The sequence below is a fragment of the Vibrio sp. PBL-C16 genome, assembly GCF_034321865.1.
Taxonomy (GTDB): Bacteria; Pseudomonadota; Gammaproteobacteria; order Enterobacterales; family Vibrionaceae; genus Vibrio; species Vibrio alginolyticus.
In genome coordinates, this window is sequence record NZ_JAXLNY010000002.1 from 2,196,022 (window position 1) to 2,218,523 (window position 22,502).

At 45.2% G+C, this 22,502-nt stretch carries 22 protein-coding genes, 1 tRNA gene and 1 pseudogene; 8 read left to right on the forward strand and 16 right to left on the reverse strand.

The window, feature by feature from the left end:
- Nucleotides 1-191: 191 nt before the first annotated feature.
- Nucleotides 192-268: transfer RNA gene (locus tag UQW94_RS18255), tRNA-Arg, on the reverse strand.
- Between the two features lie 203 nt (nt 269-471).
- Between UQW94_RS18255 and folD the strand changes: the two genes are divergently transcribed.
- Nucleotides 472-1,332: a bifunctional methylenetetrahydrofolate dehydrogenase/methenyltetrahydrofolate cyclohydrolase FolD gene (gene folD / locus UQW94_RS18260; RefSeq protein WP_005382297.1), complete on the forward strand. Its 861-nt coding sequence runs from the start codon at nt 472-474 to the stop codon at nt 1,330-1,332.
- Between the two features lie 68 nt (nt 1,333-1,400).
- Here the strand turns inward: folD and UQW94_RS18265 are convergent.
- The 4 genes and pseudogenes from UQW94_RS18265 to UQW94_RS18280 form a co-directional block, all read right to left on the reverse strand.
- Nucleotides 1,401-2,601: pseudogene (locus UQW94_RS18265) on the reverse strand (NupC/NupG family nucleoside CNT transporter).
- Nucleotides 2,602-2,858: 257 nt separating this feature from the next.
- On the reverse strand, nt 2,859-3,803 hold the full coding sequence (locus tag UQW94_RS18270) for a LysR family transcriptional regulator (protein ID WP_005382299.1): 945 nt from the start codon (nt 3,801-3,803) through the stop codon (nt 2,859-2,861).
- An 88-nt stretch (nt 3,804-3,891) separates the two neighbouring features.
- On the reverse strand, nt 3,892-4,863 hold the full coding sequence (locus UQW94_RS18275; protein WP_005388330.1) for a lytic murein transglycosylase: 972 nt from the start codon (nt 4,861-4,863) through the stop codon (nt 3,892-3,894).
- Nucleotides 4,864-4,911: 48 nt separating this feature from the next.
- A complete protein-coding gene (locus UQW94_RS18280) occupies nt 4,912-5,193 on the reverse strand; it encodes a YcgL domain-containing protein (RefSeq protein ID WP_005382303.1) in 282 nt (93 codons plus the stop codon).
- Between the two features lie 197 nt (nt 5,194-5,390).
- Between UQW94_RS18280 and minC the strand changes: the two genes are divergently transcribed.
- From minC to minE, 3 genes are read left to right on the forward strand one after another with little or no spacing between them, the layout of a single operon-like run.
- Nucleotides 5,391-6,053, forward strand: coding sequence for a septum site-determining protein MinC (minC, locus tag UQW94_RS18285; protein WP_005382304.1), 663 nt, complete (start codon nt 5,391-5,393; stop codon nt 6,051-6,053).
- A 17-nt stretch (nt 6,054-6,070) separates the two neighbouring features.
- On the forward strand, nt 6,071-6,883 hold the full coding sequence (gene minD, locus UQW94_RS18290; protein ID WP_005388331.1) for a septum site-determining protein MinD: 813 nt from the start codon (nt 6,071-6,073) through the stop codon (nt 6,881-6,883).
- A 2-nt stretch (nt 6,884-6,885) separates the two neighbouring features.
- Nucleotides 6,886-7,149: a cell division topological specificity factor MinE gene (gene minE, locus UQW94_RS18295; RefSeq protein WP_005388332.1), complete on the forward strand. Its 264-nt coding sequence runs from the start codon at nt 6,886-6,888 to the stop codon at nt 7,147-7,149.
- 77 nt (nt 7,150-7,226) lie between these two features.
- Here minE and rnd read toward each other — a convergent pair whose 3' ends face one another.
- The 7 genes from rnd to UQW94_RS18330 all read right to left on the reverse strand — a co-directional run bounded on the left by rnd (nt 7,227) and on the right by UQW94_RS18330 (nt 14,719).
- Nucleotides 7,227-8,345 (reverse strand): ribonuclease D, encoded by a 1,119-nt coding sequence (gene rnd, locus UQW94_RS18300; RefSeq protein ID WP_031777213.1) that lies wholly within the window; start codon nt 8,343-8,345, stop codon nt 7,227-7,229.
- Between the two features lie 78 nt (nt 8,346-8,423).
- Nucleotides 8,424-10,115, reverse strand: a complete 1,692-nt coding sequence (fadD, locus tag UQW94_RS18305; RefSeq protein ID WP_005382216.1) for a long-chain-fatty-acid--CoA ligase FadD — start codon at nt 10,113-10,115, stop codon at nt 8,424-8,426.
- Between the two features lie 106 nt (nt 10,116-10,221).
- Entirely contained in the window at nt 10,222-11,076 is an 855-nt protein-coding gene (locus UQW94_RS18310; RefSeq protein ID WP_005382215.1) for an alpha/beta fold hydrolase, read from the reverse strand.
- A 6-nt stretch (nt 11,077-11,082) separates the two neighbouring features.
- Nucleotides 11,083-11,640 (reverse strand): Slp family lipoprotein, encoded by a 558-nt coding sequence (locus UQW94_RS18315; RefSeq protein WP_005382214.1) that lies wholly within the window; start codon nt 11,638-11,640, stop codon nt 11,083-11,085.
- A 41-nt stretch (nt 11,641-11,681) separates the two neighbouring features.
- Nucleotides 11,682-11,987 carry a chromosome partitioning protein ParA gene (locus UQW94_RS18320; protein WP_322142471.1) on the reverse strand — a complete coding sequence of 102 codons (306 nt, stop codon included), beginning with the start codon at nt 11,985-11,987 and terminating at the stop codon, nt 11,682-11,684.
- A gap of 60 nt (nt 11,988-12,047) precedes the next feature.
- On the reverse strand, nt 12,048-12,749 hold the full coding sequence (tsaB, locus tag UQW94_RS18325; RefSeq protein ID WP_017819943.1) for a tRNA (adenosine(37)-N6)-threonylcarbamoyltransferase complex dimerization subunit type 1 TsaB: 702 nt from the start codon (nt 12,747-12,749) through the stop codon (nt 12,048-12,050).
- 29 nt (nt 12,750-12,778) lie between these two features.
- The gene (locus UQW94_RS18330) at nt 12,779-14,719 is read right to left on the reverse strand and encodes an ATP-dependent DNA helicase (protein ID WP_213969441.1); all 1,941 of its coding nucleotides are present in this window, start codon (nt 14,717-14,719) and stop codon (nt 12,779-12,781) included.
- Nucleotides 14,720-14,936: 217 nt separating this feature from the next.
- Here UQW94_RS18330 and purU point away from each other — a divergent pair, with 217 nt between their 5' ends.
- Nucleotides 14,937-15,770, forward strand: coding sequence for a formyltetrahydrofolate deformylase (purU, locus tag UQW94_RS18335; protein WP_005382206.1), 834 nt, complete (start codon nt 14,937-14,939; stop codon nt 15,768-15,770).
- A gap of 74 nt (nt 15,771-15,844) precedes the next feature.
- On the opposite strand, the gene UQW94_RS18340 is transcribed toward purU, so the two are convergent.
- Nucleotides 15,845-16,444 (reverse strand): VOC family protein, encoded by a 600-nt coding sequence (locus tag UQW94_RS18340; RefSeq protein ID WP_318149189.1) that lies wholly within the window; start codon nt 16,442-16,444, stop codon nt 15,845-15,847.
- Between the two features lie 220 nt (nt 16,445-16,664).
- Between UQW94_RS18340 and argS the strand changes: the two genes are divergently transcribed.
- The 3 genes from argS (at nt 16,665) to UQW94_RS18355 (ending at nt 19,624) form a co-directional block, all read left to right on the forward strand.
- A complete protein-coding gene (argS, locus tag UQW94_RS18345; RefSeq protein WP_025517318.1) occupies nt 16,665-18,398 on the forward strand; it encodes an arginine--tRNA ligase in 1,734 nt (577 codons plus the stop codon).
- 125 nt (nt 18,399-18,523) lie between these two features.
- Nucleotides 18,524-18,952, forward strand: a complete 429-nt coding sequence (locus UQW94_RS18350) for an HIT family protein (protein ID WP_005446436.1) — start codon at nt 18,524-18,526, stop codon at nt 18,950-18,952.
- A 150-nt stretch (nt 18,953-19,102) separates the two neighbouring features.
- Nucleotides 19,103-19,624 (forward strand): YqhA family protein, encoded by a 522-nt coding sequence (locus UQW94_RS18355; protein WP_042523163.1) that lies wholly within the window; start codon nt 19,103-19,105, stop codon nt 19,622-19,624.
- A gap of 108 nt (nt 19,625-19,732) precedes the next feature.
- On the opposite strand, the gene UQW94_RS18360 is transcribed toward UQW94_RS18355, so the two are convergent.
- The 3 genes from UQW94_RS18360 to UQW94_RS18370 are packed head-to-tail and all read right to left on the reverse strand — an operon-like array spanning nt 19,733 to nt 22,463.
- The gene (locus tag UQW94_RS18360; RefSeq protein ID WP_005426709.1) at nt 19,733-19,963 is read right to left on the reverse strand and encodes a FeoC-like transcriptional regulator; all 231 of its coding nucleotides are present in this window, start codon (nt 19,961-19,963) and stop codon (nt 19,733-19,735) included.
- The gene (gene feoB / locus UQW94_RS18365; RefSeq protein WP_322142472.1) at nt 19,960-22,236 is read right to left on the reverse strand and encodes a Fe(2+) transporter permease subunit FeoB; all 2,277 of its coding nucleotides are present in this window, start codon (nt 22,234-22,236) and stop codon (nt 19,960-19,962) included. Before feoB ends, UQW94_RS18360 begins: the two co-directional genes overlap by 4 nt.
- Entirely contained in the window at nt 22,236-22,463 is a 228-nt protein-coding gene (locus UQW94_RS18370) for a FeoA family protein (RefSeq protein ID WP_005382190.1), read from the reverse strand. Before UQW94_RS18370 ends, feoB begins: the two co-directional genes overlap by 1 nt.
- Between the last annotated feature and the right edge of the window lie 39 nt (nt 22,464-22,502).

The following is a 22,502-nucleotide window of genomic DNA, read 5'->3' on the forward strand; positions in this document are numbered from 1 at the left end:
GGTCATAAAAGTTAGAAGTGGCAGGCATAAAGGTTAACGAAAGGTAATTAATATGCGTCCATATTAATTGCTAGAAATTGCAATGGCTAGAATGCCATTCAAAAGTTGTAGATAGAGTGGCAATTACAGCCAAAAACCTAAAAACGACAAAGCCCCGACAACTCAAAGAGTTATCGGGGCTTTTGAATAAATGGCACGCCCTATTGGATTCGAACCAATGACCACATCCTTAGAAGGGACGTGCTCTATCCAGCTGAGCTAAGGGCGCGCTACAGGGACAGGATTATACGAGTTCAAACGGGTAAATCAACGGGTTTTCATAACATTCTGATCTGAATGCCTAAAAAAAGTCCATTAAAACGCTTAATGTTCAAAAACACCACAAAGCAAACGTTTGCGTATGGATGTTGATAAGAAATTCTGCGACAATGCGCCGCAGATAATCTGCCTTCTTAATTTATAAGGAAAGTCATGACTGCTCAAAATATAGACGGAACTCTCATTTCCCAAACTGTTCGATCTGAAGTGGCTGCACGTGTTAAAGCACGTGTTGAAGCTGGGCTACGTGCTCCTGGTTTAGCAGTGGTTCTAGTTGGTGAAGATCCTGCTTCTCAGGTTTATGTCGGTAGCAAACGCCGCGCATGTGAAGAAGTTGGGTTTGTTTCTAAGTCTTTTGACCTTCCTGCGTCTAGCTCAGAAGAAGAGTTACTAGCTCTGATTGATGAATTAAACAACGATGATGAAATTGACGGCATTCTAGTGCAATTACCCCTTCCTGCGGGCATAGACACAACACATGTTTTAGAGCGCATTCACCCAGAGAAGGACGTGGATGGCTTCCACCCTTATAACGTTGGCCGTCTTGCGCAACGTATTCCAAAGCTTCGCTCTTGCACGCCAAAGGGCATCATTACCCTACTCGACCGTTACAACATTGAGCTACGTGGTAAACATGCGGTTGTGGTTGGCGCATCAAACATTGTTGGTCGTCCAATGACACTTGAGCTGCTGCTTGCGGGCTGCACAACAACAACATGTCACCGTTTTACCAAAGACCTAGAGAGTCATGTGCGTCAAGCTGACGTTGTCGTGGTTGCGGTTGGTAAGCCTAACTTCATCCCTGGTGAGTGGATTAAAAAAGGCGCAGTGGTGGTCGATGTCGGTATTAACCGTCTTGATTCAGGCAAACTAGTTGGTGACGTGGAATACGACAAAGCACGTGAAAGTGCGAGCTTTATTACTCCTGTTCCTGGTGGTGTTGGCCCAATGACCGTCGCAAGTTTAATTGAGAACACAATGCTCGCTTGCGAACAGTTCCACACAGACAAATAGCGTAAAACTTCAGATACGAAAAAGGCTCCGCAAGGAGCCTTTTTGCTAATTGTTGATATCTATTTCAATTACAGACTTAAAATCACGCCCGCAATAGAAGCGCTCATTAAGTTCGCCATGACACCAGCGATAATCGCACGGAAACCATGCTTAGAAACAAATGCACGCTTTTCTGGTACCAAAGAGCCCAACCCACCAATCAGCATCGCCATGCTTGAGATGTTTGCAAAGCCACACAAAGCAAACGTCACGATTGCTTGTGAGTGTTCACTAAGTTGAGACTTCACTTCTGCAAGCTGGATGAAAGCGACGAACTCATTCACCACAATCTTGTTCCCAATCAGCGAGCCTGCTGTGGTTGCTTCTTGCCATGGTATACCCAACAACCAAGCGACTGGCGCAAACACAAAACCTAGGATGAGCTCAAAACTTAAGGGGGTCCCAATCAGAATCACCTATCCAGCCTAACATGCCGTTTAGCATTGCAATGACACTAATAAACGCCAGTAACGTACCACCGACCGATACAGCAATGCGTACACCCGCCATGGCACCATCGGCTAATGCTTCTACTACGTTGGTTGCACGTGGAATTTCAACTTGGCTAATGTCGATATCTGCTGCTTTATCCGTATCTTCTGGCATTAAAATTTTTGCCATCAACAAGCCGGCAGGTGCTGACATAAATGCAGCAGCAATAAGATAGTTGAGGTCGACACCCAGTGATGCGTAACCAACCAACGTTCCGCCAGCAACTGACGCTAAACCACCTGTCATAACTGCAAAGAACTGCGAGTCAGTCATGTGTTTTAGGTAAGGCTTTACCATTAATGGTGCTTCAATGGTGCCAACAAAGATATTCGCCGTAGCAGACAAAGACTCAGCACGACCGATACCCAGCAGCTTTTGAATACCACCACCGATAAAGTTAATGATTTTTGGCATCACACCAATGTGATAAAGACCTGAGATAAGAGAGGAGAAGAAAACGATGATACCCAGAACATTGATCGCAAAGGTGAAGCCCCCTGTCGCCAAATTACCGAATAAAAACGCAATGCCCTCTTGACCATAGTTGATCAAATTCGACACAACACTGCTCACTGAATTCAGCGCATCTCGTCCTGCTGGTACATATAAAACCAACAACGCAAACAGTACCTGCAAAGCAAACGCAAACGACACTGTTCTCAGCTTTATATTTTTTCTATTTGTAGAAAGTAGCCATGCTAGGAATAGTATGGCTACGATACCAATAATTGAGTTCATAAAATGAATCCGACAGAAGGGGGATATGGAAGGCACCGGATTGTATAGCGGACTCAAAATGCTGCAAGTTGAGGATGTTAACAGTGTGAAAAGTTTAAGCGACCAATAACTGACCAACAAAATAACCAATTGAATTTATTAAAGATAAACGTTTGCTTATTTTAATTATTTCCATATGGAAAATATGTTTCTGGTTCAGGAAAAATTTTTGTGAAGTGAATCACCTTATGTGTCGTTCTACAACGTCATTGATCCTGTTATTTAGGAATAGAGATGTAAGGCGCCAAACGTTGGTCCCAATGACAAGGGTTGCCGATCTTCTGTTTGATAAAGTTAATCACTGCGGATATTTTTTTTGGCATATGCTGGCGGCTTGGGTATACCGCATAAAACGGCATCGACTGGCTGGCTTTCCAGTCAGGTAACAGCTGTATTAACTTACCCGTTCTAAACTCATCCCCCAGCAAGTAAGTGGCAAGGTAGGCAATACCCCAACCTGCAATAGCCGCATCCCGAACGGCTTCTGCCAGATCCACTGAATAGTTACCCGAGACTTTTACATTCAATTCTTGCTGATCTTTGGTAAACGCCCACCCCGTATAGTCACGCTCCCAGCTTCTGTATATGAGGCAGTTGTGAGCAGATAGGTCATCCGGTTCTGCTGGCGTGTCATGTTTCAATAAGTAATCTGGCGATGCCGCAACAACAAACTGGCAATCCGTCAAACGCTGCGCAATGTAACCTTCAGGCAAATGCTCGTTGTTGGTTACCCATAAATCGAGCCCTTCGGCTAACATATCGACCTTATAGTCAAACAGATGTACTTCCACTTGAAGTTGAGGATACAGTTCGCGTAACTCTTGAATCGCTGGAATAATGTGTAAGGTACCAAATGATTGCGACAACCCAAGACGTACCAAACCTGCTACTTCATCCCGCTGGGTTTCCATCTCTAATGTGGCGCTGCTCACCGCTTGTACCACTTGCTCACAGTGATGAAAAAAGGTTTTCCCTGCCTCAGTCGGCGTAAAGCTTCGCGTAGTGCGTTGAACAAGCTTGATACCAAGAGACGCTTCTAACTGACTCAACTGTTTGCTCACATGAGACACCGACACGCCTAAGCTCTTTGCAGCAGCTGTGAAGCTTTTGTGTTTAAGAAGAGCGGAGAAAATCACCATTTGTGCGGCACGTTCAGATAACACGCTTTACCTCGATTTGGTTATAGAAAAAACAAAGGGCTCCGAAGAGCCCTTGTATTGAAGACTGAATGCCAAATTGTTTGATGGCAGATCAGTATTTAATGCGGTCAGCCAAGTGACTCACAGCAAGTGCGAAGTAGTAAGAGCGGTTCCACTTCATCAATACGTTGTAGTTATTGTAAACCAGATACGTACGACCATTCTCGTCGTCCGGCATGATCAACCATGCTTTGATGTCTTCATCCAGTTTTGGCAACGGGCTACCGTCATATTTTGTGATCCCTAATTGGCTCCACTCTTGAAGGTATTTGCCTTTTTCAGCCGTGCGCCCTTCTAGGCTGCGATCAATATTTTTAGGAACCTTAACTTGGCGACCCCAAGTATATTTATCATCCCAACCAGACTTGCTCAAATAGTTAGCGGTTGATGCAAACACGTCCGCTTCAGATTGCCATATGTCTTTTTTACCATCCCCGTTGCCGTCAGCAGCAAAACGAAGGAAAGAGCTTGGCATAAACTGGCATTGACCCATCGCACCAGCCCATGAGCCTTTAAAGTTCTCTAGCTCAATATGGCCTTGATCGAGGATCTGCAGTGCCGACATAGTCTCTTTACGGAAAAACTCTTCACGACGGCCTTCAAATGCCATTGTGGATAGTGCATCAATCACTTTAAAGTTGCCGGTAAACTTACCAAAGTTACTTTCAACTCCCCAAAGTGCCACAATAAAGCGCGGGTGGACACCGTACTCATCGCCTATACGCTTTAGCTCAGTGTAATGCTCTTTGTAGAGTTGTCTGGCTTGCTTCACCTTCCATTCAGGCACCGCGCGAGGAATGTACTCATCCAATGTCAGTTTCTTTTCTGGTTGGTTTCGGTCCGCTTTTACTGCTCGGGGCTTGTACTCAACATTAGCAAAAGCAGCACTAATGACCTGCTCTGAGATACCTTTATCACGAGCTTCAGCACGCAGCTTATTCAAGTATTCATCAAAACCCTCGCTACTTGCAAAAGCCGAGGTACACATACCAACGCTAAGCATGGTAGCCAGTATTTTTTTCATATTGCCCTCCTTGAGCAAGGCAGAAATCCCAGATGAAAAACGATGACGTTATTCGCCTTTCTGCTGGGCTTTTTGTTCTTTGTACTTTTCTAATAGGTTCTCCGGCGGCGGTGGAACCTGAAGAAAGAAGCCATCATTTTGTAATGAAGCCTTCACTTTTTCGATATCAACTTGTGCCAATTTACGGCCATCAAGTTTAATCGTCATGACAGCGATAGGCTTACCGAACATCTGCATTAAGGTGTCAGGAACCTGTGAAAAATCATCCTTTTTCGGAATATAGAGATAAGTACCTTCTTTTTTCGAGCTTTTATAAATAGAACAAAGCATGACACGCCTTTTATGCTGATTTAGCCGCGTTGAGTGCGGATTAGGTTGTAAACGTCAAATTCTCGCAAACTTAATAGCAAATTTGAGATTAATTCACCTATTTGCCCCCGAGAGAACTTGCTGCGTCAAAGGATGAAATATAACATGACATACCTAGTTTAAGGCAACGCTCTTTCAATAAAGGCAAGAAGTCCACGATGACCCATTCACCAGACCTTAAAGGTAGCAGTTTTACATTGTCAGTTTTACACCTTTCTGACAATGAGATCGCAAAGACTGTCGAATTTTTGCAAGAAAAAGTTTCTCAAGCACCTTCTTTTTTTGCATCCGCGCCTTTGGTAATCAATATAGCAAAAGTACAAGGCGACATTGATTTCCCTAAGCTTAAACAAGGCATCTCAGATGCCGGTTTTATTCCGGTCGGTGTAACGGGCTGTAAAGACAAGCGTGTACAAAACCTTGCTTCCGAAGCTGGCTTCGCCATTATGTCGGCGAGCAAATCGCCAAGCCAAGCACCTGCCAAAATGGCACCAACGAAAGTAGTTCGTACGCCTGTCCGCTCAGGACAACAGATCTACGCAAAAGATGGTGATTTGGTGGTGCTAGCGCACGTCAGTGCAGGTGCTGAAGTCATTGCTGACGGCTCTATTCATATCCATGGCACACTTCGAGGTCGTGCGATTGCAGGAGCAAGTGGTCAGCAGGAAGCGCGTATTATTTGCCACGATTTACAAGCAGAACTGGTATCCATTGCGGGTGACTACTGGTTAAGCGATCAAATTGAAAGCGAGTACTGGCAAAAGAAAGTAATGATCAGTAAAGCCGATGAATCATTACATTTAGAAGTTCTCGCGATTTAATCTAAAAAGGAAAAAAAATGGCACGCATTATTGTAGTAACGTCTGGTAAAGGTGGCGTTGGTAAAACCACTTCAAGCGCAGCCATCGCCTCTGGTCTAGCTCTTAAGGGAAAAAAGACCGCGGTGATCGATTTTGACATCGGTTTGCGTAACCTCGATCTAATCATGGGCTGTGAGCGCCGCGTCGTGTATGACTTTGTAAACGTCATTAACGGCGAAGCGACATTAAACCAAGCGCTGATCAAAGATAAGCGCACGGACAACCTATTTATTCTTCCTGCTTCTCAAACTCGTGATAAAGACGCACTGACAAAAGATGGTGTTCAGCGCGTATTCGGCGAACTTGATGAAATGGGCTTTGATTTCATTATTTGTGATTCACCAGCAGGTATCGAGCAAGGCGCGTTAATGGCCTTGTACTATGCCGATGAAGCCATTGTCACAACGAACCCAGAAGTCTCTTCTGTGCGTGACTCTGACCGCATTCTCGGTATTTTAGATTCTAAGTCACTGCGTGCAGAACAAGGGCTAGAGCCAGTAAAACAGCATCTGTTACTGACTCGCTACAACCCATCTCGCGTCACTCAAGGCGAAATGCTAAGCGTTGAAGACGTTGAGGAGATCTTACATATTCCACTACTGGGCGTGATTCCAGAAAGCCAAGCCGTGCTTAACGCGTCAAACAAAGGTGTGCCAGTCACTTTTGACGATAACACCGATGCGGGTATGGCTTATTCTGACACCGTTGATCGCTTATTAGGCAATCAGGTTGAATTTCGTTTCCTTACTGAGGAGAAGAAAGGACTCTTTAAACGACTCTTTGGAGGCTAGACATGTCATTATTAGAATTTTTCCGTCCACAGAAGAAAACTTCTGCGAATCTAGCTAAAGAGCGTTTGCAAATCATTGTCGCAGAGCGCCGCAGCCAAAATGATCCTGCGCCGTCTTACTTGCCTCAATTAAAAGAAGACATCTTGAAGGTGATCAGCAAGTACGTGGCAATTGATCCAAATATGGTTGACTTAACATTTGAGCACAAAGACGACGATATCTCAGTTCTTGAGCTAAATGTGAAGCTACCAGACGAAGAAAAGTAATCAGTTTCTCTCGCCAGACGAATGCTCTAATTAGAACGAAAAAGGTTGGCATCGAGGCCAACCTTTTTCATCTTTCATTACTTTAATGCTTTGTTCATCTTGTCGCCGAGTAAATCCAAACGCCACCCTTGCATCAAATCAGGCAACACTTCTGGGTCACGATCTTTTTTCCAAACCCAACTGATCAACTGATTGATCTGCTTTTTAGAGGCAAGGAACTCCGTGGCTAAACCAGACTTCTGCGAAGCCGATTTCACCAAGTCTTTCATATTTTTGAAGACCTGCTTGTAACCCGGATAGTCCATTAAACGCTCAATTTTCGCAGGATACTCTTCAGAAGGTGTTTGCTTCGCTTGTTTAACAATCGCGGCAATCTTCGCGCCATGGCGGTTAATCGCTCGGATATCAATATCTTCTGCTTCCATCTTCTTAAAGTTCGTTAAACCAAGACGAGCGACCGTTAATAGATCACCTTCTTTGAAGATAAAGTTCAGCGCTAAATCTCGTTTGATTGCTTCACGATAACGCCACGTCGCCAATGGCTTTAAAATCGCCAGCTCAGAAGGTTTTAATTGCCAAGCGCCCTTAATATCAAGGTAGGCATTCTCTTCATTGGTTACGCGAATACGTTTCGAAACGAGTAAATCACTTTCTTGCTGTACAGCTTCCCACCAACCTGCTTGCGTCACCTTATCGAACAGCTTTTCGTATAACGGTAACAAGTAATGAACATCTGCGGCAGCATAATCTAATTGCTTTTGTGTCAGTGGACGAGCCATCCAGTCGGTACGTGATTCACTTTTGTCGAGCTCTACGCCTAAATATTCTTCCACCAGCGATGCGAAGCCTGTCGATAGGCCGTGACCGAGAAAAGCGGCCATCAGCTGCGTATCCACCATAGGGAATGGTGTACAACCAAAAGCGTTTTGGAAAACTTCTAAATCTTCACCACATGCGTGCAGCACTTTTAGCACAGAAGTATCTTTTAATAGCGCTACAAACGGCGTCATATCCGTTAATTCAGTCGGATCAATCAGCGAGAGGCGATTACCATCGAAAAGCTGAATCAGACCTAACTGCGGGTAGAAAGTGCGAATACGAACGAATTCGGTATCCAGCATCACTACGTCTGCCTCTCGGGCATGAGTGCAAACCTCTTCTAGGTCTTTGTTTTTAGTAATAATTTGATAGTTCACATACTTCTCGCTATAAAAATGCCAGCAAAACGCTGGCATTCTATCATTTTTTAAATCTCTCGACTCGACGAAATCGGCTTATGCGCTTTTCTTCGCAAGTTCAGCGTCATTCTCTTCGCGTAAAACACGACGCAAGATCTTACCGACATTGGTTTTAGGTAAGTCTTCGCGGAACTCAACCAACTTCGGAACTTTGTAGCCAGTTAAGTGTTCTCGACAATGCGCGATCACTTCGTCTTTGGTCAAGCTCGGATCACGTTTCACGACATAAATCTTCACTAATTCACCAGACACTTCATGCGGCTGACCAATAGCAGCAACTTCAAGTACTTTGCCGTGTAGTGCTACAACGTCTTCAATTTCGTTCGGGTAAACATTAAAGCCTGATACTAAGATCATGTCTTTCTTACGGTCAACGATATGCAGGAAGCCTTCGTCATCGAACTTAACGATGTCGCCAGTTGATAGCCAGCCGTCTTCGTTAATCGTATCTTTCGTTGCTTCAGGTCGTTGCCAGTAACCTTGCATAACCTGAGGACCACGAACTTGAAGTTCACCAGTTTCAGTATTCGCAAGAGCGTTGCCTTCTTCGTCCACGATACGAACTTCTGTTGATGGTACCGGCAGACCAATAGAGCCATTGTATTCAACAAGATCATGCGGATATGCCGCCACCAACGGAGAACACTCTGTTAGACCGTAACCTTCGAGCAAATAGCAACCCGTGGTCTTTTGCCATCTTTCTGCCACTGAGCGCTGCACTGCCATGCCGCCGCCAACGGCTAAACGTAGATTACTGAAATCCAACTCGTGGAAATCTTCATTGTTGACCAATGCATTAAATAAGGTATTCACGCCCGTAATAGCAGTAAACGGATGCTTTTGTAGCTCTTTCACGAACCCTGGAATATCTCTAGGGTTGGTAATAAGTAAGTTACGACCACCCATTTCGACAAACAGCAGACAGTTTACGGTAAGAGCAAATACGTGATACAGCGGTAATGCTGTTACGACTAATTCACGCCCCGGAGATAAAACCGGTCCGTACGCGCCTTTTGCCTGTAGAACGTTCGCAATCATGTTGCGGTGAGTCAGAATCGCGCCTTTCGCGACACCTGTCGTCCCCCCCGTATATTGCAGGAATGCAATGTCATCCCCAGACATAAACGGTTTAACGTATTGTAGACGACGACCTTTACGTAGAGCCTGACGCATTGAGATTGCACCAGGTAAATCGTACTTAGGCACCATGCCCTTAACGTACTTCACGACAAAATCGACAATCGTACCTTTCGCTCGTGGCAGCATTTGACCAAGACTGGTTAACACTACGTGTTTGACTGGTGTTTTATCGACAATTTGTTCTAACGTATTCGCAAAGTTAGACACAATCACAATCGTCGTCGCACCTGAGTCATTCAATTGGTGTTCAAGTTCACGAGGAGTGTAAAGTGGGTTAACGTTTACGGCGATACAACCTGCACGCAAAATACCAAACAACGCCACTGGGTATTGCAGTAGGTTTGGCATCATCAGAGCAACACGGTCACCCTTTTGCAGTTTTAACTCGTTTTGCAGATACGCTGCGAATGCGCGACTACGCTCTTCCAATTTACGGAAGGTCATAACCGAGCCCATGTTCATGAATGCTGGTTGGTCTGCATATTTTTGTACAGACTGTTCAAACATCTCTACCAAAGACTCATATTGCTCTGGATTAATGGTTTCAGGTACGTCACTTGGATAACGTGAAAGCCATGGTTTATCCACGATGTTACTCCTCGTTTATAACTGGCTAAAAAATAGCGTCCTTTTTATTTTGAAAGCTATTACAGCACAGCGAACGTGCTTGAGCACGCAACTCTCAAACACTTGTTTAAATTTTGTTAACTACACCAAGAATTCGCGTTGCGACCTCGAGTATTTGCTCTAAATGACAGTGATGACCACCCTTGACAGAAACCACTTGCGGTGGGTTCTCTCCCCAATCAGCTTGGTTAGATGGTAAATTCTGAAATCCTTGATCGCCTAATACAATCAAATGAGGACAACGTATTTGGCTGGTAATCGAGTTAGCATGCGCTTGCGCCATTCGGTAAAGCGACGCACATTTTAACTTGGCGTCATGCCGCCAATACCATTTATCTCCTCGCTGCTCTGTTCCACGCTCGACTATCGGTAGAAGTTGCTCAGCGGTTAATTGGTTGGCTTGCATGCGTAATTTTAACGCCAGATCGAAGGAGGCAATGGCTCGCTCTGGCTTGTTTTGCTGTCTTATTCGACTTAAAACGCCATCGCGAAGACGAGGCAAACTGTTAGTAGGATCCTCATGAAGAGGTCCTGCTCCCTCAATTTGCACAAGAGCTTCGACCTGCTCTGGAAACGCTGCACTATAGCAACTTGCGATTAAAGCACCAAGTGAATGCCCTACTAATATCAGTCTGTTTGGTGATAATTCGTCCAAAAACTGATACAAATCGGCAATATAGTCGTGAAAGGGGTAATAATTATCGTGAGATTTATGACTCGATAAACCGTGACCAAAATGATCGATGGCGAGGAGGTGTAAGTGAGGATTAAGTTGATTCAACTGCTCCATGAGCGCTTTAAAGCTGCCCGCATTATCTAACCACCCATGAAGAAAAACGACTGACAAGTCAGCCGTTTTCTCGTTCCCTATCTCAAGGGCTGCCATTTTGCCGGCAGGAAGCTCGAATTGACGCTCATGCATCGCAGATTATTTGACCTGTTTTATCACTTTACCGTCTTGCGGGAAATCATTACGCCACATGCGGCAGTTAATCGAGTAACATGGGTAAAAGTAGGTTGGCGAGTCATACATGCGTACACGTTCTTCAATTTTCCATAAACGGTACCCTTCCCCCTTAATTACTGGGAAGATGTAACCGTGCTCACCGATCTTTCCTTCTTCTTCCCCTGCTCCTTTGCCTACAACCGTCACCAAACGGCCTTCACTAAAGGCGACAGGCTCTAAATAGCCATCAAAATAGGCGACAAAACGCCCCGTAGGCTCTTCATCAATATCAGGTTTACCAGACTTACTGATAGGAAGGTTTACAATCTCTAGACGCGTTTTATCTTTAAAGTTATCCACTTTAGCGATGATTCCACCAAGGCGAACATCTTCACTCACTTGCCCCTGAGACTCAGCAAACGCTTTATAGTCTGTAACGACCAATTCTGTGCTTGCATTTAGCTCCTCTGGCAAAGAGCTACACGCAGACAAACCAACCGTAGCAAATAATGCGAGAAAAAACCGTCCAAAAACCTTCATAAACCACCTTTCAATATTAGTAACCCCAAGCTGGGGAGATCTCACACGTAAATATCGACACCAAGTAATTGAGCCAGTTCCTCTTTTTTAGCTCGATTCATGACATCCATGTACTGCTCCATTGCTTTACGTGCGCCCCCTTCAGGAAGGTCATATTGCACTTGATCTCGGTGAATTTGGGACTCATCCACGTGTTTTATGGAGTGCGCCACGGCGTTAGCAACCTTTGAAGGCTGACCTACAGGCTGCTTTGTTTGTGATTTATTTACCTGCTTCTTTTGACTGGCTTTATGAGTGCGATTTGCACCGGGAATCAAAGAAGGAGGCAAGCCATTAATCGACGCCATAGCACTCCATAAAAATACAGGGCAAACGCCCTGCTTTTTGTCAGGTTAATGAAAAACGGACTATTCGCGACCAGGAAGTTTTTTCCATGTCACATTATCACGTAAATAAACAGGGCTCGAATCTTCGACCGGCACGGTATTACCCTTTTTAAATTCTTGTTCAGCAAGAATCACGATGTCTTGTGAATCAGGGTACAGAACGTCACTATGCGTCAAATTAAACGGTAGGTCTGCTAATACTTCTTGGTAAGCATCCCAACCAGTACCTGCTGTCGTCCACGTTTTGTCGTCTGCTTGTGCTTCTTCAACTAGACGTGCTGGTGGAATTACGCACTCTGCATCCATCTCTGCCCACTCACCGTTTGCTTGGCGAGTGTAACGTGCCCAGTAAACTTCACCCATACGTGCATCAATGGCCACAGCGACATCGGTCACACCATGTAAGCGATAGCTACCTTGAGCCATTGCAGCCAGCGTTGAAACGCCGATCATAGGTAAGTCAGCACCGAACGCCAAACCTTGTGCGATACCAATACCGATACGAACGCCAGTAAAGCTACCTGGACCACGTCCAAACGCTAACGCATCCAGCTCTTGTAGAGTCAGGCCAGCTTCTTTGAGTACTTCATCAACCATTGGCAGTACTTTTTTGGTGTGATCGCGTGGTGCAACCGCGCTACGTGAAATCACTTGATCATTAGCCAACAACGCAACTGAACAGTTTTCAGTCGCTGTATCGATAGCAAGAATTTTTGCGCTCATTTAACTCTCTACAACTTTCATTTATTGGGTTATGCCTCAGCACTTGCGTCTGTGACAGATTGTTCTGCTTTCAGGAATGCTTTGATTCCATCTAAGTCTCGCGTCCTTGGGATAGGTGGTAGGCTTCCGAGGAAAATACCACCATAGTCTCGCGTGACGAGGCGATTATCACAAATGATCAACGCACCGTGATCCTTCTGATCTCGAATTAATCGCCCTACTCCCTGCTTTAACGTAATCACTGCATCCGGGATTTGTACTTCAGCAAATGGTTCACCGCCACGTAATCGACAATCCTCGATACGGGCTTTGAGTAACGGATCGTCAGGGGCGGTAAACGGTAATTTGTCGATAATAACACAGCTCAGCGCATCACCTCTAACATCAATCCCTTCCCAGAAAGCGCCCGTCGCCACGAGTAAAGCGTTACCCAGTTCCATAAACTCGGCAAGGGTCTTTTGTTTGCTCATCTCACCTTGCATCAGCACAGGCAGATCCAGTACTTCACGGAAACGTTCACCAAGCTCACGCATCATGCTGTGCGAAGTACAAAGAAAGAAACAACGCCCGTCGTTCTCTTCAATCACAGGCGCAAGCATTCGCACCAGTTTGTCGGCTAAGCCTGGGCTGTTTGGCTCTGGTAGATAACGAGGTACACACAAGCGTGCTTGCTTCTCGTAATCGAACGGAGATGGTAACGAAAACTGCTGCTTCGGCTTCAATCCAAGACGGTCGGTAAAGTGTTTAAAGTCGCCCGATACCGCTAGGGTTGCAGAAGTAAAAATCCACGCGCCTTGTTTGATTTCGATTTGCTCATGGAATTTGTCCGCCACCGATAGCGGCGTAATGTGCAAAGCAAAGTGACGTGGAGAAGTGTCATACCAGTATGAGTAACCGGTAATATCGACATCACAAACGCGGTCAATTCGCCCTTTAATCAAGTTGGCGCGCTCAAAGGCAGTATCCAGCAATTGGCTTCGACCTAGCGCCAGTTTCAACACGTCAATCGCCAGATCTAAACTATCAGTCAAACGTACCAATTCACGTTTGATCGATTCCGATTGCAAAGCTTCACGCCAGTTACCACGAAAGCCCGGTTCACCCAACACGATGCGCATATCCATCGCACTTTGCATCAGCTTATCGCCCACTTTTTGCAGTTGGCGCATGTCTTTTGCTTCTGTGCGGTAGGCAATCTCAATGTCTTTGGCGAGCTCTTGGATCTGACGGCTAGAAATCGATTGTCCGAAGTATTCGCTGGCAATGTCTGGAAGCTGGTGGGCTTCGTCGAAGATGAACACATCAGCTTCTGGGATCAATTCACCAAAGCCGGTTTCTTTGATCGCAAGGTCTGCAAGAAACAAGTGGTGATTAACGACAACAATGTCTGAATCCATTGCGCGTTTACGTGCTTTTAAGACGAAACAATCGGTGTAGCTCGGACACTCTTTACCCAAACAGTTGTCGTTGGTGGAGGTAATGGTCGGGATGATCATGCTGTCTTCTGGCAGATCCTCACAATCACCTAAATCGCCCGTTTTGGTCTCAGAGGACCAAGTGCGAACCTTCACCAATTGGGTCAACAATGTTGGATCGGCTTCATTAGTATGGCTCTCGACCATTTGTCGGCTAAGACGATCCAAACATAAGTAGTTGGAGCGACCTTTTAGTAGCGCGACTTGTCCATAAAAGCCCAAAGCACTGACCATCAACGGCAAGTCACGGTGATACAACTGCTCTTGCAGGTTCTTCGACCCCGTACTGATGATGACTTTTTTGCCGCTCAAGAGCGCAGGCACAAGGTAAGCGAAGGTTTTACCCGTTCCCGTTCCTGCTTCAACTACCAGCTGAGTTTGGTCTTTGATCGCACTGCTGACAGCTTCTGCCATATCGATTTGTGGCTGGCGAGCTTGAAAGCCCGGAATAGCTTTGCCTAACGCGCCCTCAGAGGAGAATGTTTTTGCGATCATGCCTGACATCTGGTTGGAAAAATTGTCGAGAGTATATCAGGAGTTGAGCGTAAACATCAGCCAACAAAAGCACTAGGTTTTAGCATCGCGCGGATAATTTGTTGAAACCGCGCCGAGAATAGATTATTTATGAAGTCAGATTGCAGTACGATTCACGCTTCTGACGTGACCCTTTTATTCGTACGCTAGAAAAATAATGCATGGAAGTATCTGATTTATGGAAAAGAAAACACTGTTAACCCATTGTTCTGACGCACCGGGTTTGATCTCAAAAATCACCAATATCTGTTATAAGCATCAGCTGAATATCGTTCATAATAACGAGTTTGTTGATAACACCAGTGGGCACTTTTTCATGAGAACGGAGTTGGAGGGGTACTTCAACGATCAAACGTTTCTTGCCGACTTGGACCAAGCTCTCCCGCAAGGTGCTAAGCGTAAATTGGTTGGCTCTCGCCGTAAGCGCATCGTCATTCTCGTCACAAAAGAAGCGCATTGTTTAGGCGATATTCTGATGAAAACCTACGATGGAAGCCTAGATGTTGAGATCGCCGCTGTGGTGGGGAATTACGACAAACTGCAAACTCTCACTGAACGCTTCGACATTCCTTACCACCATGTGACCCATGAAAACCTTAGCCGTGAAGAACACGAGCAGAAGATGCTAGAAGTGATCGATCAATACGATGCTGACTTTTTGGTGCTAGCTAAATACATGCGCGTATTAACGCCGACGTTTGTTGAGAAATATCACCACAAAATCATTAATATTCATCACAGCTTCTTACCTGCTTTTATTGGCGCGAAGCCATATCAACAAGCTTACGATCGCGGTGTGAAAATCATCGGTGCAACAGCACACTTCGTGACTAATGATTTAGATGAAGGGCCGATCATCAAGCAAGACGTAATTCCTGTCGACCATACATTCAATGCCCAAGATATGGCGCAAGCGGGACGCGATGTAGAGAAGAACGTATTGAGTAAGGCTTTGAATAAAGTGATCAATGACCACGTCTTTGTTTATGGGAATAAGACAGTGATCCTTTAAGTTCATCGCTTTTGAATGAAAGAAAGGGTTGCTCATTTGCAAACCTTTCTTCTTTCTAGTCGTTCAAAACTTGCTTATTCAGCCTGCTCAGACTCCACAATACGCTTAAGTGAATGCGGGTGCAGTTTGATACAAATGTCTTGGTACTTAAACGCCACCGTTGGGTTATTCAAGCGTTCGCCATCCCCTTTCGGGCTCGACAGTTTGATCTTCACACCCAGCTCTTCCAACTCATTAAAACGCGCCCCAAACGCTGGGTAAGTGTGTTTCAAATCAGCAAGAAACTCATCTGCGGTTTCAGCATGAGACGGAATCACAAACTCCACATGTTCCCAGCTTTCAATTGGGTAGATTTTGCCTTCCGCAGGGTATGGCAGTTCCAGACACTCAATCTTCCAGCCACGACTTTCCAACGCTTTATCGAATTCGATAACGATGATTGGGCGACCGTTGATTTTCGCTTGTGAAATCACCTTACCGTATTGATTCCATGCTTCATGCGCGGCTTTTGCTGTTTCAGTATCATTAATTCGCAGCGCAATATGGTCAGCTTGAGCAAAGCTCAGATCCAGTTTTAACAGGGATGCAAGCTCTTCAATCTTCGCCATAAATGCATCCAGATCTTGGATCATCAATTTAGGCGCTAGGCGTTTTTCAACTAGTTGAGTCGTCATTGTGGTTCTCTTTTGGGGCGATTTATCTCATTACTCTGAGCGCAATAGTAAACGCAAACTAAGCCACATTTCCATTCAATCGAAAAAGTATAAATTTCCCCAATTCCTCTCTGTATGAAAAGCAATAAAGTTGTTATCATTAGCCCCATTTTTGTGAACTCCAACAGAACTCGGCACTTATTTCGCCGAGTTCTTCGTCCTTGAATTGAAGGAAACGCGTGTGAATATCCAAGCACTTATTAATGACAAAGTATCTCAGGCTCTAGAAGCCGCTGGCGCACCTGCAGGCAGTCCTGCGGCAGTACGCCAATCAGCAAAGCCACAATTTGGTGACTACCAAGCAAACGGCGTAATGGGCGTTGCTAAAAAACTGGGTACTAACCCACGAGAATTTGCACAGAAAGTACTGGATGTTCTAGACCTAGATGGTATTGCGAGCAAGACAGAAATCGCTGGTCCTGGTTTCATCAACATTTTCCTAAGCGAAGAGTTCCTAGCAAAACAAGCGGAAGCAGCACTGGCTGACTCACGTCTTGGCGTTGCAGCAGACGAAGCTCAAACTATCGTTGCTGACTACTCTGCACCAAACGTTGCTAAAGAAATGCACGTTGGTCACCTACGTTCAACCATCATCGGTGATGCAGTAGTACGTACTCTTGAGTTCCTAGGTCACAAAGTGATCCGTGCGAACCACATCGGCGACTGGGGTACTCAGTTCGGTATGCTTATCGCAAACCTTGAGCGTGTACAACAAGAGTCTGGCGAAGTTTCTATGGAACTGGCTGACCTTGAAGGCTTCTACCGTGAGTCTAAGAAACTGTACGACGAAGACGAAGAATTCGCAGTAAAGGCGCGAAACTACGTTGTGAAACTGCAAAGCGGTGACGAGTACTGTGCAGAAATGTGGAAAAAACTCGTTGATGTAACCATGATCCAAAACCAGCGCAACTACGACCGTCTAAACGTGTCACTGACTCGTGACGACGTGATGGGCGAGAGCATGTACAACGACATGCTTCCTAAGATCGTTGCAGACCTAAAAGAACAAGGTCTTGCCGTTGAAGATGATGGCGCGCAAGTTGTATTCCTAGATGAATACAAGAACAAAGATGGCGAACCAATGGGCGTTATCGTTCAAAAACGCGATGGCGGTTTCCTATACACAACAACAGACATCGCATGTGCAAAATATCGTTATGAAGAGCTAAGCGCAGACCGTGTGCTTTACTTCATCGACTCACGTCAACACCAGCACCTAATGCAAGCTTGGACAATTGTTCGTAAGGCAGGCTACGTACCTGAGTCAGTATCTCTTGAGCACCACGCGTTCGGCATGATGCTTGGTAAAGATGGTAAGCCATTCAAGACTCGTGCGGGTGGTACCGTTCGCCTTGCCGACCTTCTAGATGAAGCAGAAGTTCGTGCAGCACAACTGATCGAATCTAAAAACCCTGAGCTAGATGCGGAAGAAAAAGAGAAGATCTCTAAAACAGTTGCAATGGCAGCGGTTAAATACTCTGACTTATCTAAACACCGTACGACTGACTACGTGTTCGATTGGGACAACATGTTAGCGTTTGAAGGTAACACAGCACCATACATGCAATATGCATACACTCGCGTAGCTTCTATTTTCGCTAAAGCTGGTGTTGCTATGGACGCTCTCCAAGGCGACATCAAAATCACTGATGAGAAAGAGAAAGCACTTATTGCTAAGCTTATGCAGTTCGAAGAAGCGGTTCAATCTGTCGCTCGCGAGGGTCAACCACACATCATGTGTAGCTACCTATTCGAACTAGCAGGTCAGTTCTCTAGCTTCTACGAAGCGTGCCCTATCCTAGTTGCTGAAGACGAAGCAGTGAAACAAAGCCGTCTGAAACTAGCAGCGCTAACAGCGAAGACCATCAAGCAAGGTCTGTCTCTACTAGGTATTGATACTCTAGAGCGCATGTAAGCGATTCGAGAATCGAGAATCGAGAATCGAGAATCGAGATGATTTCGAAAGGTTGGCGTGAAAGCGTCAACCTTTTGTTTTATCTGGCGTATACTGATGTCATTCAAATCTAATCGGATAATATAATGAGTTTTGAACTGCACCCTCAATTGGCAAAAGACACTACCGTTATCGGTCACTTCCCACTGTGTGTGGCGCTTCTGCATAAAGACAATGCCGTGCCATGGGTTATCTTGGTACCAAAACGTGCAAACCTAAAAGAGCTTCACCACTTGCCAATGAAAGAACAGCAACAATTTTTGCTAGAGTCTCAGGCAGTAAGCCAAGCACTGGAAGCAACATTCCGTCCAGACAAGTTAAACCTTGGTGCACTAGGTAATATGGTGCCACAGCTGCACATTCACCATATTGCTCGCTTCAAAGATGACGTCGCATGGCCGGGACCGGTTTGGGGTAACACCAAAGGTGAATTCCGTACAGAAGAAGAGCAAAACGAATTGCTTGGTCGTATTAAGAACGTGTTATCACTGAGCTCTATTTTCCAAAAAGCATAAGCACTGCAAGCGAAAATAATTCGCCTTTGAATACGGCTGAAACAGACAGAGAAAGATTAATACGTATTTGTAACAATCTTTCTCATTTTTCTGGGATTATCACTAAAATAAAACTTGTTTAGACTACCAGCTCAGTTAGAGAGGGTCATCATGAAACAAGTCTTCAACACATTCCGATACGTCAGCTGGATCGCCATCATCTGTTCTATGGCTGCTTCATTCTTGCTTTTTCTTATGGGTGCAGCAAAAACCTATTCAGCATTTGCGGTCTTCATTCTTAATCAAACACCTCCAGAAGCACTCGCACATTTAGATAAAGCAGACATCGCGATCGCTTATTTGATCAAGTCACTGGATACGTTTCTTGTCGCACTAGTTTTGTTCATCTTTGCTCACGGCATCTACACACTATTTATTTCCAACAAAGCTAAAGCGAAAACACAAGAGCAGTCGGTTTTGCATTGGATCAGAACCCCAAACATCGGCCATCTAAAAAACATTTTGGCTGAAGTCATCATCGTGATCTTGTTTGTGAAGTTCTTAGAGCTCGTGCTGATTAACTTCGACAGCTTAGATTGGACGATCTTAACATTACCTATTTCTATTTTAGTTTTAAGTCTTGGTTTAAAGTTCCTAGGGTTAGGCGCGACTAAACACTCTGAAGAACATTAATTTCGCTGTATTCACAAACAATAACCAGCAAAATAAAAGCCGCATCATTGCTGATGCGGCTTTGTCGTTTTTACGTGATAATTTTTAGGTGACTAATTTTGATAGTCGCTACATGGTGACTGTCAGAGACAAACCATCCTGTTTAGTCACTGAGTAACGAACTCGAGTCACGTCATGAGCTTTATTGGTGTCGACTAAGCGGCTAATTTTACCCTTCTTAATCCACACGCTTAACATCGCGTCAGCACCATCTTCACTCATCCCAAACTGCTTAGCCAGATCTGACTGGGAGACGGTTCCTTTGTCTGCAATGTATTGATAAAGCTCTTTTAAAATCATGCTACTTGCGCCTCTAATGCACCGTTTTGCTTCTTGCCAACTCGTTTGAACACACGGTATGTGCCAAAGAAGATAGCTACGATCACTGCCATCCAAATGCCACTTGTTACCGGGCTATCTGCGAAATGCGTCAATTGGTTGTAGAACGTCGCACATAGGTAAGCCAAACCCATTGTCCAAACCGCGATAAAGCGTGCAAACTTATGACCAAACTCACGTACGTAAGCACCCATCGCCGCCACACAAGGTGTGTACAGTAGGATAAAGATTAGGTAAGCAAATGCGGCATTGCCAGAAGCAAACTGCGATTTGATGTTACCGAAGATAGAAGCATCGACTTCCTGTTCTTCTGCAACCGCATTTGAGTCAGTTAAGTCACCCACTTCAATGCCTAGTGGATCTGAGTAGCTCAAACCAGCTAGGTTTTCAGGGATACTCATTACAGCCTCTTCTAGGCTGCCCATTAGATCAAATTCTGCGTCTTCACCGTCGCTTGGAGTAGTGTATAGACTGTTCAGCGTACCAACTACCGCCTCTTTTGCGAAGATACCAGTAATGATACCTACCGTCGCTGGCCAGTTGTCTTCTTGAACACCGATTGGTGAGAATACTGGAGTCACTACTTGCGCTGCTTTAGAAAGCACAGAGTTTTCGCTGTCTTCGTTACCAAAACTGCCATCAGTACCCAATGAGTTGAAGAAACTCAGAATAGCAACAACGATAACGATGGTTTTACCTGCACCAAGTACGAAGCGCTTTAGCTTTTGCCAAGTTTTGATCACCACGTTTTGTAGCGTCGGAAGCTCGTAATCTGGCATTTCCATCACTAGGCTGTCGCTGCTACCTGGGTAAAGCGTGTGCTTAAGGAAAAGACCTGTGAAGATCGCTGCCACAATACCAAGTAGGTAAAGTGCGAATACAATGTTCTGACCAGAACCAGGGAAGAATGCCGCAGCGAATAGTGCGTAGACAGGCAGACGAGCACCACATGACATAAATGGCGCCATAGATGCAGCCAGTTTACGCTCACGTTCTTGGTCTAGAGTACGAGTTGCCATGATTGACGGAACGTTACAGCCAAAACCAAGAACCAACGGTACAAATGCTTTGCCCGGTAGACCGATCTTCTGCATCACTTTATCTAGTACGAATGCTGCACGAGCCATATAACCTGAGCTCTCAAGTACCGCTAGGAACAGGTACAAACACGCAATAACCGGAATGAAGGTTGCAACCGTCTGGATACCACCACCGATACCATCAGCAAGAACCGTCACTAACCACACAGGCAAATGACCGTCTAACAAGTGGTGACCACCATCAACCAACAGAGCACCAACACCGATATCGAAGAAGTCGATGAATGCACTACCAATGTTGATAGAGAACATGAACATTAGGTACATCACAACAAAGAAGAATGGGATGCCCACCCACTTGTTCAAAATGAATTGGTCTAGCTTTTCAGTCACGCTGCGGCTTAGCTTGCCTTCGCTACGGCGTACTTTCTTACACTCTTCATGAAGATGTGTGTATTTGGTGTCAGCCACATGAAGGTCAACATCAAGATCTAGCTCGGCAATCGTATTTTCAACACTATTGCGGTCTGTATCCGACATGCTGTTAAGAACCAGTGCATCTTTTTCTAGTGCGCGAATCGCCAATGCTCGGTGAGAAACGGTTTGATCATTGAAAAGAGCCGAAACTTTGCCGATCGCCGCTTCCATTTGTTCACCGTAATTCAAAGCGACTTCTTTTAACGCGACACCTTGAACCACAGACTTGTGCAACTTCTCTTTAAATTCTGCTACTTGTGCTTTGTTTGTTGCTGACAGGCTAACTACCGGGCAACCCAACGTTTTTTCGAGTTCCGCAACGTTGATGATTTGGCGTTCACGCTTAAGTGCGTCCATTTTGTTTAATACCACAATCATCGGACGACCAAGTTCACGCAGCTGCAGTGTCATATATAAGCTACGTTCAAGACTTGTTGCATCGACTACGTTGATGATCAGATCAGCAGGGTGCGTCAGAACCGCACGAGACGCGATAGACTCATCGATACTATTACTGTCATTACCACTGTCTAATGAGTAAATACCCGGAAGGTCAGTGAGCAAAAACTCATCCCCAGCATGCTTGAATTGTCCTGTTTTCTTTTCAACCGTGACGCCTGCCCAGTTACCAACTTGCTGTTTTGCGCCAGTTAAACCATTAAATAGCGTCGTTTTACCACTATTAGGGTTACCTACGGTTAGCACTTGATATTGCATTACACTCGCTCCACTTCAATTTTCTGAGCAATTGTTTCTCGCAATGCGACAGACACACCACGGACTTCGACTTGTAAAGGATCGCCCATTGGCGCACGTCGAATCACTTTGACTTCTGTATTGGGAAGCAGCCCCATTACCATGAGTTTCTTTCTGATATCTGATGAAAGACCATCTAACAACCGAATCGTCACCGTATCGCCAGGATTAATCTCTGATAACTTCATAGTGGCCCTTAAGAGTATTGCTAATGAGAAATATTATTA